At 58.1% G+C, this 15,413-nt stretch carries 14 protein-coding genes; 9 read left to right on the plus strand and 5 right to left on the minus strand.

What is annotated here, in order from left to right; translation table 11 throughout:
* Positions 1–131: 131 nt before the first annotated feature.
* A complete protein-coding gene (locus CAUR_RS15760) occupies positions 132–638 on the minus strand; it encodes an arsinothricin resistance N-acetyltransferase ArsN1 family A (protein WP_012258843.1) in 507 nt (168 codons plus the stop codon).
* Complete coding sequence (locus CAUR_RS15765) at positions 635–1,627, minus strand: MDR family oxidoreductase (RefSeq protein ID WP_015909335.1); 993 nt, start codon at positions 1,625–1,627, stop codon at positions 635–637. The genes CAUR_RS15760 and CAUR_RS15765 overlap by 4 nt, the downstream gene beginning before the upstream one ends.
* Before the next feature lie 138 nt (positions 1,628–1,765).
* Between CAUR_RS15765 and CAUR_RS15770 the strand changes: the two genes are divergently transcribed.
* The 7 genes from CAUR_RS15770 (at position 1,766) to CAUR_RS15800 (ending at position 9,869) form a co-directional block, all read left to right on the plus strand.
* Positions 1,766–2,515 carry a VOC family protein gene (locus tag CAUR_RS15770; RefSeq protein WP_012258845.1) on the plus strand — a complete coding sequence of 250 codons (750 nt, stop codon included), beginning with the start codon at positions 1,766–1,768 and terminating at the stop codon, positions 2,513–2,515.
* A 12-nt stretch (positions 2,516–2,527) separates the two neighbouring features.
* Complete coding sequence (locus tag CAUR_RS15775; protein WP_012258846.1) at positions 2,528–3,826, plus strand: hypothetical protein; 1,299 nt, start codon at positions 2,528–2,530, stop codon at positions 3,824–3,826.
* A gap of 385 nt (positions 3,827–4,211) precedes the next feature.
* Positions 4,212–4,877 (plus strand): hypothetical protein, encoded by a 666-nt coding sequence (locus tag CAUR_RS15780; protein WP_242604944.1) that lies wholly within the window; start codon positions 4,212–4,214, stop codon positions 4,875–4,877.
* Between the two features lie 11 nt (positions 4,878–4,888).
* Positions 4,889–5,368: an SRPBCC family protein gene (locus CAUR_RS15785; RefSeq protein WP_012258848.1), complete on the plus strand. Its 480-nt coding sequence runs from the start codon at positions 4,889–4,891 to the stop codon at positions 5,366–5,368.
* Between the two features lie 183 nt (positions 5,369–5,551).
* Positions 5,552–6,250 carry a rhomboid family intramembrane serine protease gene (locus tag CAUR_RS15790; RefSeq protein WP_012258849.1) on the plus strand — a complete coding sequence of 233 codons (699 nt, stop codon included), beginning with the start codon at positions 5,552–5,554 and terminating at the stop codon, positions 6,248–6,250.
* 21 nt (positions 6,251–6,271) lie between these two features.
* Positions 6,272–7,096 carry an SDH family Clp fold serine proteinase gene (locus CAUR_RS15795; protein ID WP_012258850.1) on the plus strand — a complete coding sequence of 275 codons (825 nt, stop codon included), beginning with the start codon at positions 6,272–6,274 and terminating at the stop codon, positions 7,094–7,096.
* Between the two features lie 892 nt (positions 7,097–7,988).
* Positions 7,989–9,869 (plus strand): hypothetical protein, encoded by a 1,881-nt coding sequence (locus tag CAUR_RS15800; RefSeq protein WP_012258852.1) that lies wholly within the window; start codon positions 7,989–7,991, stop codon positions 9,867–9,869.
* A 40-nt stretch (positions 9,870–9,909) separates the two neighbouring features.
* On the opposite strand, the gene CAUR_RS15805 is transcribed toward CAUR_RS15800, so the two are convergent.
* Together CAUR_RS15805 and CAUR_RS15810 are read right to left on the minus strand one after the other, a co-directional pair.
* Positions 9,910–10,617, minus strand: a complete 708-nt coding sequence (locus CAUR_RS15805; protein WP_012258853.1) for a CehA/McbA family metallohydrolase — start codon at positions 10,615–10,617, stop codon at positions 9,910–9,912.
* Positions 10,618–10,764: 147 nt separating this feature from the next.
* Positions 10,765–11,751: a hypothetical protein gene (locus CAUR_RS15810; protein WP_012258854.1), complete on the minus strand. Its 987-nt coding sequence runs from the start codon at positions 11,749–11,751 to the stop codon at positions 10,765–10,767.
* Between the two features lie 1,983 nt (positions 11,752–13,734).
* Here CAUR_RS15810 and CAUR_RS15815 point away from each other — a divergent pair.
* Together CAUR_RS15815 and CAUR_RS21780 are read left to right on the plus strand one after the other, a co-directional pair.
* On the plus strand, positions 13,735–14,295 hold the full coding sequence (locus tag CAUR_RS15815) for a helix-turn-helix domain-containing protein (protein ID WP_012258855.1): 561 nt from the start codon (positions 13,735–13,737) through the stop codon (positions 14,293–14,295).
* A gap of 40 nt (positions 14,296–14,335) precedes the next feature.
* Positions 14,336–14,461, plus strand: coding sequence for a hypothetical protein (locus CAUR_RS21780; protein WP_273067802.1), 126 nt, complete (start codon positions 14,336–14,338; stop codon positions 14,459–14,461).
* A gap of 144 nt (positions 14,462–14,605) precedes the next feature.
* Here the strand turns inward: CAUR_RS21780 and CAUR_RS15820 are convergent, their stop codons facing one another.
* A complete protein-coding gene (locus tag CAUR_RS15820; protein ID WP_012258856.1) occupies positions 14,606–15,376 on the minus strand; it encodes a TspO/MBR family protein in 771 nt (256 codons plus the stop codon).
* Positions 15,377–15,413: the final 37 nt, after the last annotated feature.

The raw sequence follows: 15,413 nt of genomic DNA on the forward strand, positions 1-15,413 counted from the left end.
TTCTCCTTACCAGAGGGAACCAGGCGATACCTTTGCACCGCCTCATGCAGTCTAGGCAGCTTATGTTATGCAAAGATTATAAATATATAGACTCTTTAATAAGAATTGCTGAAAGTCTGACTAAGAGGTATTCACTCGTCTCTCACATTTTCTTCGATCAACCGCTCAACAATCACCACATCGCGCCAGCGACCATCAAGACGGGCATGCTTCTCGTAGATACCGACCTCACGGAAGCCAACGGAAGCCAGCATCGCCCGACTGGCCGTATTTTCCACAAAGACCCGTGAAAGCAATTTCCAAAAACCGGCCCGGCTCGCCGCTTCGAGCAGGGCCAGCATCGTCAGCCGACCGATACCTCGTCCGCGCCACTCACGGGCCACGTACACCGAAAACTCGGCGACACCGGCGTAACACTCACGGGCCCGGTACGGAAACGTAGCGGCGAAGGCCACCACCTGATCGTTAACAATCGTCACCACGATTGGAAAGCGGTCGTTGAACCAGGCCGCCACGTCTTGCGCAGTGCGGGCATTGGTCTCGAAGGTAGCGATGCGGTCGGCGATGCCCTGGTTGTAGATTTCAGCAATCGCTGCCGCATCGTGTGGGTTTGCCATGCGCGTAAAAACACTATTCATCGGTTCACATCCACCACCACCCGCCCACGAGTCTGGGCGTTGGTAATCTGTTCGGCATACGCCGGCAGGTCGGCGAAGGGGATAACGGTTGTCATCCGTTCCAGCAGATCGGGTGAGAGATCGTGCGCCAATCGCGCCCAGGCCGCGAGGCGCTCTTCACGCGGCACCATCACCGACTCAACGCCGATCATGGTCACGCCGCGCAGGATGAAGGGGTAGACGCTCGTCGTAAACTCGGCGCCACCGGCATTCCCACAAATAGCAACCGCACTGCGCATCGCCATAGCGCGCAAGACGCCGGAAAGTACGGCACCACCGACCGTATCAACCGCACCGCCCCAGCGTTCGCTTTCGAGTGGTCGGCCAGGGCCACTGAGCACACTGCGGTCAAGAATGGCACTTGCTCCCAGTTCACGCAGATAGGCTTCTTCATGAGGACGACCGGTTGCGGCCACAACCTGATGCCCGGCTTTAGCCAGTAAAGCAACGGCAACACTGCCCACCCCACCGGCGGCACCGGTCACGAGGACTTCCCGCCCAGGGATGAAGCCATGCCGCTCTAACGCCAGCACGCACAGCATTGCCGTGAATCCCGCTGTGCCGATGGTCATGGCGTGCTTGAGACTCATACCCTCTGGCAATGGCACCAGCCATTCACCTTTGACACGAGTATACTGGCTGTAGCCACCCCAGTGTCGCTCACCAACGCCCCAACCGGTCAACACAACCGGATCACCAGGACGGTAACGCGGATCGGCAGACTCAACAACGGTACCGGCAAAATCGATGCCGGGTGCTAATGGGCTGCTGCGCAAGATTTTGCCTTTACCGGTAATTGCCAGACCATCTTTGTAGTTGAGGGTCGAATAAGCAACTTTGACCAGAACGTCCCCGGCAGGTAGGGCACTGAGCGGTAGTTCGCGAAACTCCACCCGCCGACCATCGCCTCCCTCTTCTACGACCAGTGCTGTAAAGCGTTCTTCGCTCATCTCGCCGGCTCCTTTGCTCCTCATCGGGGAGAGTCACTCTCTTGTTTGACCCATCATCTGCATGCTGTACTGTCGATTATAATGAAGGAAGGAATCTTTGCCAACTGGAACCGCCTTATCACCCGTCACGGAGTTCGTATGATCCATGCGCTTGATCACGTGGTCATTTTGGTTGAGCAGTTGTCGTCGGCGGTAGCGGCATACACCGCTGCCGGATTTGTCGTTGCGCCGGGTGGCGAACACGCCGATGGTGCGACCCACAATGCCCTGATCAGCTTCCCCGACGGTACCTACCTCGAACTACTCGCATTTCGCCGACCTGCCCCCGAACATCGCTGGTGGCGACACGTCGCCGCCGGGCCGGGGTTGATCGATTTTGCTCTGTTGCCGGTCAATACCACAATTGCCGTCGCTGCGGCAGCCGACCGTGGGCTGATCATGAATGGCCCGGTGGCCGGCGGGCGCATCCGCCCCGATGGGTTGAGTCTGGCCTGGGAGACGGCCTGGCCACCCAGCCCTGATTTGCCGTTTTTGTGCGGTGATGTAACCGACCGTTCGCTGCGCGTGCCCGATGCCGATTTCTGGGGACACACAAATGGCGCACGGGGGATTGCCGAGGTGATAGTGGCGGTGGTTGATCCGGTGGCGAGTGCTGGTCGTTATGCGATGCTGTTAGGCATCACGCCGCAGGCGGCCCCGGCTGAAGCACGGATTCCGCTGGGTGAGAGCGAGATTGTGCTGCGCGGCCCTGATTCAGGCGATCAACAAGTACTTGATCGATTGGCTCGTCGCGGCGAAGGCATTTGTGCCATCACGTTGAAGGGGTTGCACTTTCCCGATCTCACGACGACGCTCGGGGCGACGATTATGGCTGCCCGTGTAGAATAGGATAATACGTGCGTGGCTGCTGAGTTTGATCGTTTCGGCCAACGGGTGCGTGCCGAGCGAGGTGGATTTTTCGACCGTGACCGCTCGATTACCCTGGTGCGGGCACCGGGATGGGTTGATCTGTCAGGTGGGATCGTCGCTGAAGCCGGTATCCAAACCTTGCTCTGGCCAACCGGCGGTGGCGTGCTGGTGGCCCTTCAGCCCGATCCCGAACCGATCATTCGGATTCGGGTTGGTCAGCGCACCGACTCGATCCCCTGCACCGCTCTGTTCCTGCCAGGTGGACCACGTGAATACGCCGACGCAGTAAACGAAATCGACCGTCATTGCCCACCCCGCAGTCCGTGGTGGGAACCGGCGTTGATGGCCTGGGTTGCCTTGATGCGGGAAGAATTTGTTCGCTTCGGTGGCGGGGCGAGAATCCTGCTACAGCCACAGGCGGCGCCAGGTAGCGCTGCAACCGTCATCGCCGCGTTCGCGCAGGCGCTGGTCTCGGCGTATCAGGTTCATCTCGCGCCACGCGAACTGGCGATCACCTGTGCCGAAGGCTTGCGGCAGATCGACAGTCGCAGCTTCGACCTCATCGGTACGCTGACCACCGTCTGCGCCCCGGCAAACGAAGTGATGGTCGTCCAACCACACACAGCCTCAATTGGTGGGAGTGTCCATCTTCCTCCAGGTTGCGCGATCTGGACGCTGCGCGTTGGCGAGGAGGCGCGTCAACTGCCATCACGGTTGCGAGCAGCACTGGCGCTCCTCGATCAGATCATCGGCGAGGGGGGCATTGTCAACAGTGAACCCGGCACCAGACTGGCTGCGCTGAAGCTAACCGATTTTGTTCGCGATGGCCGTGAGCGTCTGCTCGCTGCATTGACCGCGCATCCCGCTGTGATCGGCGAACAAAACGCAGGCTCCTTCTTGCCGGCACTGGCAGGTTTTGCCCTTGCCGAGCAGCAGCGTACACGGCTTATTCTGGCCCTGCTGCGGGCAGCGGCAAATCGCACCCAGCGCGAAGACGATCTGCGGTTGATCGGTGAGTTGCTGACGCAGAGCCATTGGGAACAGGCTGCACTCGGTTTGACCGACCCCCACGCCGATGCCCTTGCCGCCCGGATGAGCAGTTCGACCGTGTTCGGTGTGCGCCAACCGGTGGCCGCATCACAGGCAACACTGGTCGTCTTTGCCCGTAATGATGCCGAAGCTGATATTAAACGGATTGCTATGGAATATGAGGCAATGGCCGGCGTACCGGTAACGGTTATCGGTGGCAGCCTGGCCGGTGTCAGTATGGGTAGTGTGCGCAGCGGGTAGAAGAGCACTCACGTGCGATGCAAGTATACATAAAACCATGTCACAAGAACGTTCTTGTCCACAATGCAGTTCAGCAGTGCCACACGATGCACAGGTATGCCCTCACTGTGGCACGCAACTATCGAACAAAACAACATCTCCAACTGACGCGGCGTTATCAGCAATGGTACCGTCCTTTATCCGCACCGGCAGGCAACCAACAATCCTCCTTGTTGTGATCATACTGGTGATCGTTATAGGTGGCACTGCTCTCGTCACCTGGATGAGCCGTCGCTCGCCAGTTGCCCCGTTGGTGGCGCCCACAGCGTCAGTGACATCACTCCCGCCATCGCCCACCGCTATCAGGAGTGTGGACAGTCAATCTCCCTCATCCGACACTGTGTCCGTGACGCAGACCGCTCAGGCGCGCACGGCCCAGGCGCTGGTGCAAATGGCTGCTACGCAAACAGCCACGGCACTGCAAGCTGAATTAACAGCCCTTTTTGCCGATGCTCAGCGCGTCTTCTACGATGAATTTGTTGATAACCGCAATGCCTGGTTTACCGGTGTCTTCCAGGACATTGAGCTTAACCTGATCGAAGATGGGGTTTTTAAGGTATTATGGTCAGGCAAGGATACGTCATACGAAGTGTACGAATTGAGTTCATTCACCGACTTTATCGGTGAAGTTGATTGCCGGATTGCTCGTGGCGGCGGTGACGGGAGTTGCGGCCTGATCTTTGCCCAACAACGCAACGTTGGTTTCTACAAGTTTGAGTTTTTTATCGACTACTATCGTCTCTCCATCATCCTGGCAGAAGGTGAGCCGGTCATCCTGGCAGAAGGCGACCCGCGCCGTATCACGACGGTAGGCGATCAAAATCGGTTACGGGTGATCAGACAGGGTGAGCGGATTCGGCTGTTTATCAACGATGCGCTGGCTGCCGATCTGCGCGACAATACCCTGGGTGCAGGGCGGGTAGGTGTCTCGACGGCCTGTTACAATGCTGAAGGTGGGGTCGAAGTCCATTTCGACAATTTCGGTATCTGGTCGCTGGCATCAGGTTCGTGAAAGGGTAACCGATGCAATCACCATTTCCCCATCTGCTTGAGGAGTTTGTCGTTGTCACCGCCCCGATGGAACGGGTTGAGCGAGTGATAACCGACGAGGCGTTGATGAAACGCTGGATGTCGCCGGCAGTTCAATTCACACCGCTCGATGGCTGGCAATTTGAGCGCGGCGCACGCTGGCGGCTGCGCCTTACCGGGGTTGGGCCGCTGCTCGAAGCCGGTTACGTAGTCGTGGAACGTCGCCCTGGACTGGTGCTGTGGGCATTCGACGGTTTCTGGGAGGGATTCGATGCCTGGCAGTGGCTGCCCTGGCAAGAGCGATCCGATCAAACGCTGATCCATAACCGGGTTGAATATCGGTTACGTGTCCCCGGGCTTGATCTGATCTGGCCGTTGACCGTTGCCCCATTGATGAAGCTGGACGCCCAGGCCCAAATGGTGCGCTTGCGTCAGATATGTGAGCAGCGAGAGGCTGTGCAGTTTCAGCCATAAAGTGATCGGGCGTGTATCCAGGACTTGTTACAATCGCTGGCGTGTCTGTATCGTATCGGGCGGATTACGTCGCGTTTCGGACAATTCCTCACGTCCAATTCATTGTACGTTCAATATCTCCATGCCAGACCTGTCGTATCATTGAATGACAATCCAGTACTGGATGGAATAGAAAGGAACCGTATGCTTCCCCTTACAGACACCGTCCCTTCCCGTACATTTCCGGCAGTGAACTGGGCATTGCTGGCAGCGAATGTTATCGTCTTCCTGTTGATGGTCGGAAATGAACGGCTTACCGAAGCCTGGGTCGCGACCCTGGCCCTCGTACCGGCGCGCTTTCTTGCCAATCCACTCGATCCCACCCAACTACTCACCATTTTCACCTCAATGTTTATGCACGGCGGCTGGTTTCACCTCTTCAGCAATATGCTGGCCCTCTACATCTTCGGCGACAATGTGGAAGATCGGATGGGGAGTCAGCGTTATCTAATCTTCTACCTGCTGTGTGGCGTAGCCGCCGCATTTGCTCACATCCTCTTCAATCCGACTTCGCCGATCCCTACCGTTGGCGCCAGTGGTGCGTTGAGTGGTGTGCTGGCAGCGTATCTGTTGTTCTTCCCGACGGCACGGGTAGTGACGCTGATACCGATCTTCTTCTTGCCGTGGCTGGTCGAAGTACCGGCTATCGTGTACCTTGGTCTGTGGTTTATTTCGCAACTGGCAAATGGTCTCTTCTCCATCATCATCGACGTTCAGGAGATGGGTGGCGTAGCGTGGTGGGCGCACATTGGTGGATTTGTGGCCGGGCTGGTGCTGGCACCATTGTTTCGGCAGCGGCGTTATGTACGGCGCTACTATCTGGACGAGTATTATCCCTGGTGAGTGTAATGTGAGGAGCGTGGTATGGATTTCTTGTCACTGCTGTGGTTGTTCTTCATCATTTCATCGTTGCAGCCGGTGATCAGGCAGCGTATGCTCGACGCCGCACGTCAGCGTCTGCTCGAACAGTTGGAACGCAAGCGTAAGAGTCGGGTGATTGTCCTGATCCACCGTCAAGAGACCATGAGTCTGCTCGGTTTTCCACTGGTACGCTATATCAACATCGAAGACTCTGAAGCGGTATTGCGGGCGATTAAGATGACAGATCGCGATATTCCGATTGATCTGATCCTGCACACACCGGGTGGGTTAGTGCTGGCTGCCGAACAGATTGCCCGTGCCCTCACCAAACACGCCGCAAAGGTAACCGTCTTCGTTCCGCATTATGCAATGTCTGGCGGAACCTTGATTGCGCTGGCTGCCGATGAGATTGTGATGGACGAGAATGCCGTGTTGGGGCCGGTTGATCCACAGTTGGGCCAGCATCCGGCAGCTTCGATCCTGAGTGTTCTTGAACGCAAACCACTGAGCGAGATTGATGACGAGACGTTGATGATGGCCGATATTGCCGAAAAGGCTATTCGCCAGGTGAAGCGCACCGTTTGTGAGCTACTGCGTGACAAGATGCCGGTTGAGCGGGCCGAAGAAGTGGCTCACACCCTGGCCAGTGGGGTATGGACACACGATTATCCGATTACGGTCAGCGAAGCCCGCGAATTGGGTTTGCCGATCAGCACCGAAGTGCCAGAAGAGATTTATCAGATTATGGCGCTCTACCCACAAACGGCTCAGCGCCGGCCATCGGTTGAGTATATCCCAGCACCGCGCTCACGTCAGTCGAGTGTTTGACGCACATCGGTGATGGCTTCTTCTGTACTTTGGGTGAAGAGCGAGACGCTAATCGCTCTTCACCAGCTCCTTCTCGCCCGGTATTGAGAACACTATCGTCTCCTTGGATCAGACCTGGTGTAATAGCGTTCACAACCCGTGATCCGAGATCACCCTTCTACCACATCCTGGTGCAGAACCGGCGTTTTCGCTTCGCACGCTGTTAAATCACGTTTCGGGGAGGATGCCGTTTCCATACCGGGTTGCCCGTAGTGCGTGGTGTGGAGTGCGGCAGCCATACTGCCGCGCCAGCCGTGCTCATAATCCGGTACAGGTCATAGCGGATTCCCTGCGGGCCACGAGAACGACCTGCGCGTAGAGCACATTCATTCGGCACACTGGGAGCGCGCGCCGGAGGCGCGCCAACAGTGCCTCGCGCCCTTGCATCAGATCGCAACAGCGGGAACCACCCTGCCCCGCAGACTCCCGCCCCCAGCGGGGGCGGGTTGGGGGGCGTGTCTGCATACGCTGGGAGTGCGCGCCTCCGGCGCACCAACAGTGCCTCGCGCCCCTGCATCAGATCGCGACAGTAGGATCGCACCACAGACTCCCTCCCCTAGCGGGGGCGGGTTGGGGTGGGGGCGTGTCGCAGATCACAGCCGGATACAGCACCAGCATGCTATGCTCACCACCCATCACCCGGGCACTGCAACAGAATGCACAGAACCATTCAGTGTACCCCCACCAACCCACCAACGGCTCGCCGATAGCACACCCGGTAGCACTCTTCTTCATTAAGACACCGCTAACAAACTGTGAATGTTCAATAAGCAATCTCCGCTTGAAATCTGGTATCGACACAATATAATACTCAGTTAACAATATCTTAACTACGACGTAACGGTGATTGACAATGCCGCTCGCACTTCGTCTGGTAGACATTAGTGGTCCATTCGTCGATCAGTCTGCGCCGGTGCGGAACTGGTCGTCATTTCCGTTCAGTCAAATAGATATACCCGCTCCGCCTTACGTTGATCAGGCTCGCCTGCAACGTGGCGTTGAGCGCGCCCTGGCATATCTGGACGCGGTGCAGGCTCAGGGCTACACCGGTATTGTGATCGACAACCTGGCGCACCTGGTGACCTTCGATCAGGCACCCCGGCAATACTATGCACCCGATAGCCCTTTTCGGCTACGGGCACTGGCCTACCGGCAGGCTTTGTGGCCACTTCTCACTGAGGCGGCGAACCGTGGGATGCCGGTCTACGTCACCACTGATATGCAGTGGATGACCTCTGAGTTGCGCAAGGTCGCCGGTGCGCTCACTGCCGATAATCCTCGTCTGGCAGCGATCAATCAGGCCGCATTCATCGATCTCTTTTCCGCCCTGCCAATGGTGCAGGGTGTGATAATCCGGATCGGTGAGACTGGTGGTGCTCATGATCTCGCCGGTTATACCGGCCATCTGCTGTATCACGATGTTGCGACGATCCGTCACCTGATCGCCACATTACTCCCGGTGTGCGTAACCTTTGATCGCCACCTGGTCATACGTACCTGGACGCTGGGAATCGGTGAGGCGGGTGATCTCATCTCATCGCCGGCCCGCTATGCGGCAGTATTTGCCGATCAGCATGATCCACATCTCCTGGTTTCGATCAAACATACACCGGCTGATTTCTTTCGTTTCTTGCCGCCCAATCCAACCCTGGGCTTGCCCGGCCCTCGTCAACTGGTCGAAGTGCAGAATCGTCGCGAATATGAGTTATTTGGATTGGTTCCGGCTGGTGTGGTTCATTTGCACAGCGCTGCGATCCGCCGCGCAGCAACCAGTCCGCAGTGCGTGGGTATCTGGGCATGGAACAGCACCGGTGGTTGGGGTGGCGGGGGTGCGACACTCGGACCAAACGGCTGGAACCTCTGGACTGAAGTCAGCAGTGCGGTGACCGCAGCCCTTGCCCGTCAGCCCGATATTGATGCTGAAGCTTTCGTGCGTACCTGGTTTGCGCAGCGACTGGCGAACTACAGTCCGCCATTTGCCGAAGCTGTTGCGACCGCTTATCTCGTTTCTGAGCAGTTGATCGAAGAGGGGTGGTATTTCGGACGCTTACCGGCATTGACAAACGTCAAAGGGATGGTGACCCCTTCGTTGCTCTGGGTCTGGTGGATGCATCCCACAGCCGCGCTGCCGGTCTGGGTATACCTTGCCGAATCGCTGACTGCCATCGAGCCGGTGATAAACCGGGCTGAACAGGCAGTGCAGCAGGCGCAGCGTCTTCGCGATCACGTCGCTGCTACAGCTCCCTCGTCGGACCCTCTGGCCCAACAGATCGTGACCAGTCTCGTATATTTGCACGATGCGCTGACAATCGCCTGGCGCACGCGGGCGTTCCTGTTGCCGTTGGCGGCAGCGGTGAAATCACGCCGGCGTCCTGTACTCGACGCCGCGGCGCAGGCATTGGTCGCGGCCATCCAGCACCACAGGGAACACTGGGGTGAGCGCACCGACTTCCCGCCACTCGAACTTGATGAACTGACCGATTTTCTCGCTACCTGGCAACGCTCACCTGCCCTGGTCTGGCACCGGGCAAAGCTTGCAGCCTGGATTGTCACGCTGCTTCGCCGTCAAAGCGCTGGGGTAGTGCGCATTGGCCCAAAGACCGGTGCGTTGCTCCCGCCGCCGGTGCGTCGTCACTTGCTGCAAACTACCTTGCCCTGGCTGAGCCGACGGCTGAATCTGTTACCTGATATCTTTTTCGAGACCGGGCCGGCGATTGGTGAGTGGGCACGCTAAACAACAGCGTCTGCGTCCAGGCCGGGCCATGGTCATACATTTATGATACAGACTCGACCGGTCGCCCGAACTGTCGCCATACACGCTCGCGCACCACACCGGCAACCCCGCGCCATCCCCAATACCTGCCGTGCACCAGCGTAGCACGTCGCTGTAATGCCCGCCGCAGATCGGCTGCGCCGGTGCCGGCAAAGAGCGTGCGCCCGGCACCAATCATTGTAAGATTGTGTGCATCACTACCGCCGATGTGGGTCAACCCCCATCGCTGAGCACACCGGGCCGCTCGCTCATTGTTCATCGGATTCCACAGACTGGCGTTGAAGACCTCGATACCGTCAAGCTGCATCCAATCAACATCAGTCCGCTCCGGGCCAAGCAGGTGCCGTCGTCCAATGGAAGGTACCAGCATGCCGAAAGGATGGGCAGCGAAAGCCATGCCACCTTGATCATGAATCCGTGCGACGGTTTCTGTAACACTCAGACCCGCCGGAACTGGCTGCTCAATGAACAGTGCCAGCAGATGGCCGCTGCGCGTCGAGATTTCACAGCCAACGATCACGTCAATGCCATAGTGCGATGCCCGTTCACGGGCGTAGAGTGCTCCGCGTAGCGTATCGTGGTCGGTAATCGCAATCACCCGCAAATCGGTTTCGGTTGCTACATACGATAAAACCGCCTCTGGCGAGGCGGTACCATCACTGGCTGTAGTATGAATGTGGAGATCGGCAGCGGTGAGTAGTGATTCCACGGGCTACACTCCCTCTTGTTCTGTGATGCGGCACACATGTCAACCCTGATCATACGATCAGGATATCTTTGCCGTACTTAGTGTAGCCCGCTTTGTTCAAGAACTTGTGATGAATGGATCAAGCGCAGATAAACAACAGGTAAACAATTAGCGACCCGGAAGCAACGTATACTCGGCCACTGCCCGTCGCTCGCTCCGATTACCATACGCACTGAAAGCGTAGCGCCCGGCCGGATTCTGCTCACTCAGATACAGTTCAGTTGTAAACGAACCATCGGCTGCTGCCGTCACATCACCGAGCCACTCGGTCGAGTAGTCAGGTCGGGTAGCCCAAATCGTAATCACCTCGCCGGGGAGAAAACCGGTGCCGCGTAATGACACTGCACTGCGTTGCTGACTGCTGCCCGGTCCTACCTCCAACCCGGCAGTACCGCGTGGGCGGAGAGCATCGCCAACCTGTACCTCAAACTCAACGATACCATTACCACCACTCTGCAAGCCGCGTGCCGTCAATGCATACCGACCGACCGGTACACCGTTACTGTCTATTGCCAGCCCAATCCGCCCCTGACCATCGGCAATCTGTACACCGAGATCGGCAACTGCGTTGTTCGGATACCGTAACCAGAGTGCAACCCGCTCACCGGGTTTATACCCACTACCGCTGAACGTGAAGGTATTACCTTGCGTTTGTACTGCCCGATCAACCGTCAATTGAACACCGGCCGTAGTGCCGGGTGCAGGGGCAATGTCAACGTCGATACTGGCGTAGGCTTCGCGACCACTCTGCCAGCCGCGAGCGGTGTAAGTGTAGCGCCCGGTTGGGGTAAACGTTGCGCCGAGAAAATCGGGAAGGTACGGGTGACTGAATTGACCACGCTCATCGATGGTGAGCACCGTCACCCCATAGACCGTGTAGTCGGGATAGGTAATCCAGATACTCACCTTCTCGCCGGGCACAAAACCACTGCCGTACAGCGTCACCGTCGTGTTTTGCCGGGCAACAGTTGGTGAAACAGTGAGACTGGCGGTTTGGGCATTGGCCGACCAGCTCCAAATAGCGATAATGCTCCCCAGGATACCGGTCAGCAACAGCGCGAAGATGGTAAGGCGTGAACGGTTAATCATCGTCATAGGAGTCTCCTTATGGGTCACCGACAAAACGGCTTCATCCCTACGAACGATGATGGTTGACGTTCTCACCACCGAAAGATTACAGGGAGTTGAACAACTGTTGGAGGCTCACGTTTCAGAGAGGAGACCGTTCGCCAGCCAGCATTACCCGTACCGCGAAGTGTGGAGTGCGGCAGCCATGCTGCCGCGCCAGCCATGCTCACGCACAGACACAGGTCGCAGCGGACACCCGTACCGGTTCGTGACCCGTGACGCATCGCCTGGCGTAGCCGGGAGCGCGCGCTTCCAGCGTGCTTGACCAGAAATGTATCACCAGCCAGTGTTAGAGCGGATACCATTTCCAGCCAGCATTGACCGTATCGCGAAGTGTGGAGTGCGGCAGCCATGCTGCCGCGCCAGCCGTGCTCACGCACAGACACAGGTCGCAGCGGACTCCCGTGCCGGTTCGTGACCCGTGACGCATCGCCTGGCGTAGCCGGGAGCGCGCGCTTCCAGCGTGCTTGACCAGAAATGTATCACCAGCCAGTGTTAGAGCGGATACCATTTCCAGCCAGCATTGACCGTATCGCGAAGTGTGGAGTGCGGCAGCCATGCTGCCGCGCCAGCCGTGCTCACGCACAGACACAGGTCGCAGCGGACTCTCGTGCCGGTTCGTGACCCGTGACGCATCGCCTGGCGTAGCCGGGAGCACGCGCTTCCAGCGTGCTTGACCAGAAATGTATCACCAGCCAGTGTTAGAGCGGATACCATTTCCAGCCAGCATTACCCGTACCGCGAAGTGTGGAGTGCGGCAGCCATGCTGCCGCGCCAGCCGTGCTCACGCACAGACACAGGTCGCAGCGGACTCTCGTGCCGGTTCGTGACCCGTGACGCATCGCCTGGCGTAGCCGGGAGCACGCGCTTCCAGCGTGCTTGACCAGAAATGTATCACCAGCCAGTGTTAGAGCGGATACCGTTCGCCAGCCAGCATTGACCGTACCGCGAAGTGTGGAGTGCGGCAGCCATGCTGCCGCGCCAGCCATGCTCACGCACAGACACAGGTCGCAGCGGACACCCGTACCGGTTCGTGACCCGTGACGCATCGCCTGGCGTAGCCGGGAGCACGCGCTTCCAGCGTGCTTGACCAGAAATGTATCACCAGCCAGTGTTAGAGCGGATACCATTTCCAGCCAGCATTACCCGTACCGCGAAGTGTGGAGTGCGGCAGCCATGCTGCCGCGCCAGCCATGCTCACGCACAGACACAGGTCGCAGCGGACACCCGTACCGGTTCGTGACCCGTGACGCATCGCCTGGCGTAGCCGGGAGCGCGCGCTTCCAGCGTGCTTGACCAGAAATGTATCACCAGCCAGTGTTAGAGCGGATACCATTTCCAGCCAGCATTGACCGTATCGCGAAGTGTGGAGTGCGGCAGCCATGCTGCCGCGCCAGCCGTGCTCACGCACAGACACAGGTCGCAGCGGACACCCGTACCGGTTCGTGACCCGTGACGCATCGCCTGGCGTAGCCGGGAGCACGCGCTTCCAGCGTGCTTGACCAGAAATGTATCACCAGCCAGTGTTAGAGCGGATACCGTTCGCCAGCCAGCATTGACCGTATCGCGAAGTTTGGAGTGCGGCAGCCATGCTGCCGCGCCAGCCGTGCTCACGCACAGACACAGGTCGCAGCGGACACCCGTACCGGTTCGTGACCCGTGACGCATCGCCTGGCGTAGCCGGGAGCGCGCCTCCGGTGCGCATTACCAGCGGTGTATCGCCAACCAGAACCGGCGCCTGACAGCGGCAGCCATGCTGCCTGAGAGCTGGGAGCGCGCCTCCGGCGCGCATTACCAGCGGTGTATCGCAGGCCAGAACCGATGCCCGACAGCAAGCGGCGCGTTGCAGCTTCTGGCAGCGGGCAGATAAAGGGTATTGCATGTTGGCATTCTTTATGTTATCGTTTTTGATAACGATGTTGAAGTTGATATATCAAAAAGGTTCTGCCTATGCCACTCAAAAACTTTGCCGTTGTAAATCACCCGGCGCGCATGCGCATCTTTCAGGCGCTTACCGGGGTTGAACTCTCCATCAATCAATTATCACGTGTCCTACCCGACATCCCTAAACCGTCGCTGTACCGACACGTACACAAAATGCTGGAAGCAGGCGTGGTGCGCGTTGCCCGTACACGCCACATTCACGGGATCGAAGAGCGCTTCTTCATCGCCGAGGAAGGCTTGATTGACCCGGCAGATGTTTTTCAGCCCGGCGGGTTAGAGCAGTTCGCCGACCATGTTCAGTTATACGGTTCGTCGGTAGCCCAAGACCTGGCGAATTACGTGCTGGAGCGTGGCGAACCTGACCTGAATAACATCATTGCCCGGGAATACACGTTTTACGCAACAGAGGAAGAGTTCATGAAGGTACGTCAGGCAATCTGCGATCTGTTAGAGGAACTGCAAAAGAATCCCCCCGCTGCAGGACGCACCAAACGTCGCATGTTTGTGATGGGCCATCCACTGCGAGCGGCACTACTGGCAGACCAGGCAAATTCGGACGCAGGGTAAGTCTTACTTCAGGAGGTTGCTATACCTGAACGGTAGGAGCATGGATGTCGTGCCCCTACCATTGATCGGTCAGCGTGATCTGGCAGGGGTATCGCATCGGGCCGTGACATACACCTCCCGCTGGCCGACGATGCAGATCAGCGATGTCTCTTTTTTGCTGGTCTGAGACAAAATGAGTCAAGGGTTTGCATGCGCTGCCGGGATAGGGTGCGCGTCGCTCGCCTGCGTGCTTTGGTAGTCAGAGAGGGTGCAAATCGGTGAAGGGCAATCGCTGCTGGCCGGCAACATGTACTGCCTGCCACGCCAGTGCTCATTTCCTGAGCCTCTTCACTCCCACCATGACCGCCATCCCCGCCGTAAGCAGCGCTACCACCCACGCCATCGTGGCAAGCGGCACGATAGTTGCTTGCTTAAGCGCGATCCCACTGGCTGCCCAGGCTACCACCAGCGGCAAAATCCCATCTTGCCAGCGGTGGACAAACCACCAGCTCAGGCCGGCAGCCAGTCCCAGCAGCACCATCGTACTCACAATCCCACCGGTGCCGGTATCGCGCCAGCCCAGCTCGTACAGCAAGACACCACCATTGACCAGGGTGGCGACGCAAATCCAGCCCAGGTACAGGCTAAACGTTGGCTGTACCAGCCACTGCTCGCCAACCTCTGCCTGGCCGGGACCACGCAGGGCCAGATAGACACCAATCAGCCCACCCAGCACGACCAGCATTGCCGGTAGTGAGAGCAGGGGCAGATTGTAGTGCCAGAAGATGAGCCACGCAATATTGCCGACACAGCTCAGTCCGAACCAGGGCGCGGCGGCCCGCAGGCGGGGATTGGTTGCCTGCGCCGGGAGAAGCTGATAGATCGCATAACCAATGAGACCGATATAAATCAAGCTCCAAATCGAGAACACATAGCCGGGCGGTGTGATAAAAAGAGGGTAGCGGTCTGAAATCTCACCGGTGGTCTGGCCGTTGAGTGGCAACGTATTCGCCAGAACGTTGGTCACAATAGTTGCCAGCAAGCCAATCACCACCCCAATCTGTTGCAAATGAAATATTGGACGAGCAAGTGATGTGTTCATCGTAATCTCCATTATAATGATGGTACCGAGGCGAAGT

This window comes from Chloroflexus aurantiacus J-10-fl (genome assembly GCF_000018865.1).
GTDB classification, from domain to species: domain Bacteria; phylum Chloroflexota; class Chloroflexia; order Chloroflexales; family Chloroflexaceae; genus Chloroflexus; species Chloroflexus aurantiacus.

Coding starts and splice junctions, on each gene's coding strand:
- CAUR_RS15760 (WP_012258843.1), bottom strand. CDS start 638: ATGAATAGTGTTTTTACGCGCATGGCAAACCCACACGATGCGGCAGCG.
- CAUR_RS15765 (WP_015909335.1), bottom strand. CDS start 1,627: ATGAGCGAAGAACGCTTTACAGCACTGGTCGTAGAAGAGGGAGGCGAT.
- CAUR_RS15770 (WP_012258845.1), top strand. CDS start 1,766: ATGATCCATGCGCTTGATCACGTGGTCATTTTGGTTGAGCAGTTGTCG.
- CAUR_RS15785 (WP_012258848.1), top strand. CDS start 4,889: ATGCAATCACCATTTCCCCATCTGCTTGAGGAGTTTGTCGTTGTCACC.
- CAUR_RS15790 (WP_012258849.1), top strand. CDS start 5,552: ATGCTTCCCCTTACAGACACCGTCCCTTCCCGTACATTTCCGGCAGTG.
- CAUR_RS15795 (WP_012258850.1), top strand. CDS start 6,272: ATGGATTTCTTGTCACTGCTGTGGTTGTTCTTCATCATTTCATCGTTG.
- CAUR_RS15800 (WP_012258852.1), top strand. CDS start 7,989: ATGCCGCTCGCACTTCGTCTGGTAGACATTAGTGGTCCATTCGTCGAT.
- CAUR_RS15810 (WP_012258854.1), bottom strand. CDS start 11,751: ATGACGATGATTAACCGTTCACGCCTTACCATCTTCGCGCTGTTGCTG.
- CAUR_RS15815 (WP_012258855.1), top strand. CDS start 13,735: ATGCCACTCAAAAACTTTGCCGTTGTAAATCACCCGGCGCGCATGCGC.
- CAUR_RS21780 (WP_273067802.1), top strand. CDS start 14,336: ATGGATGTCGTGCCCCTACCATTGATCGGTCAGCGTGATCTGGCAGGG.
- CAUR_RS15820 (WP_012258856.1), bottom strand. CDS start 15,376: ATGAACACATCACTTGCTCGTCCAATATTTCATTTGCAACAGATTGGG.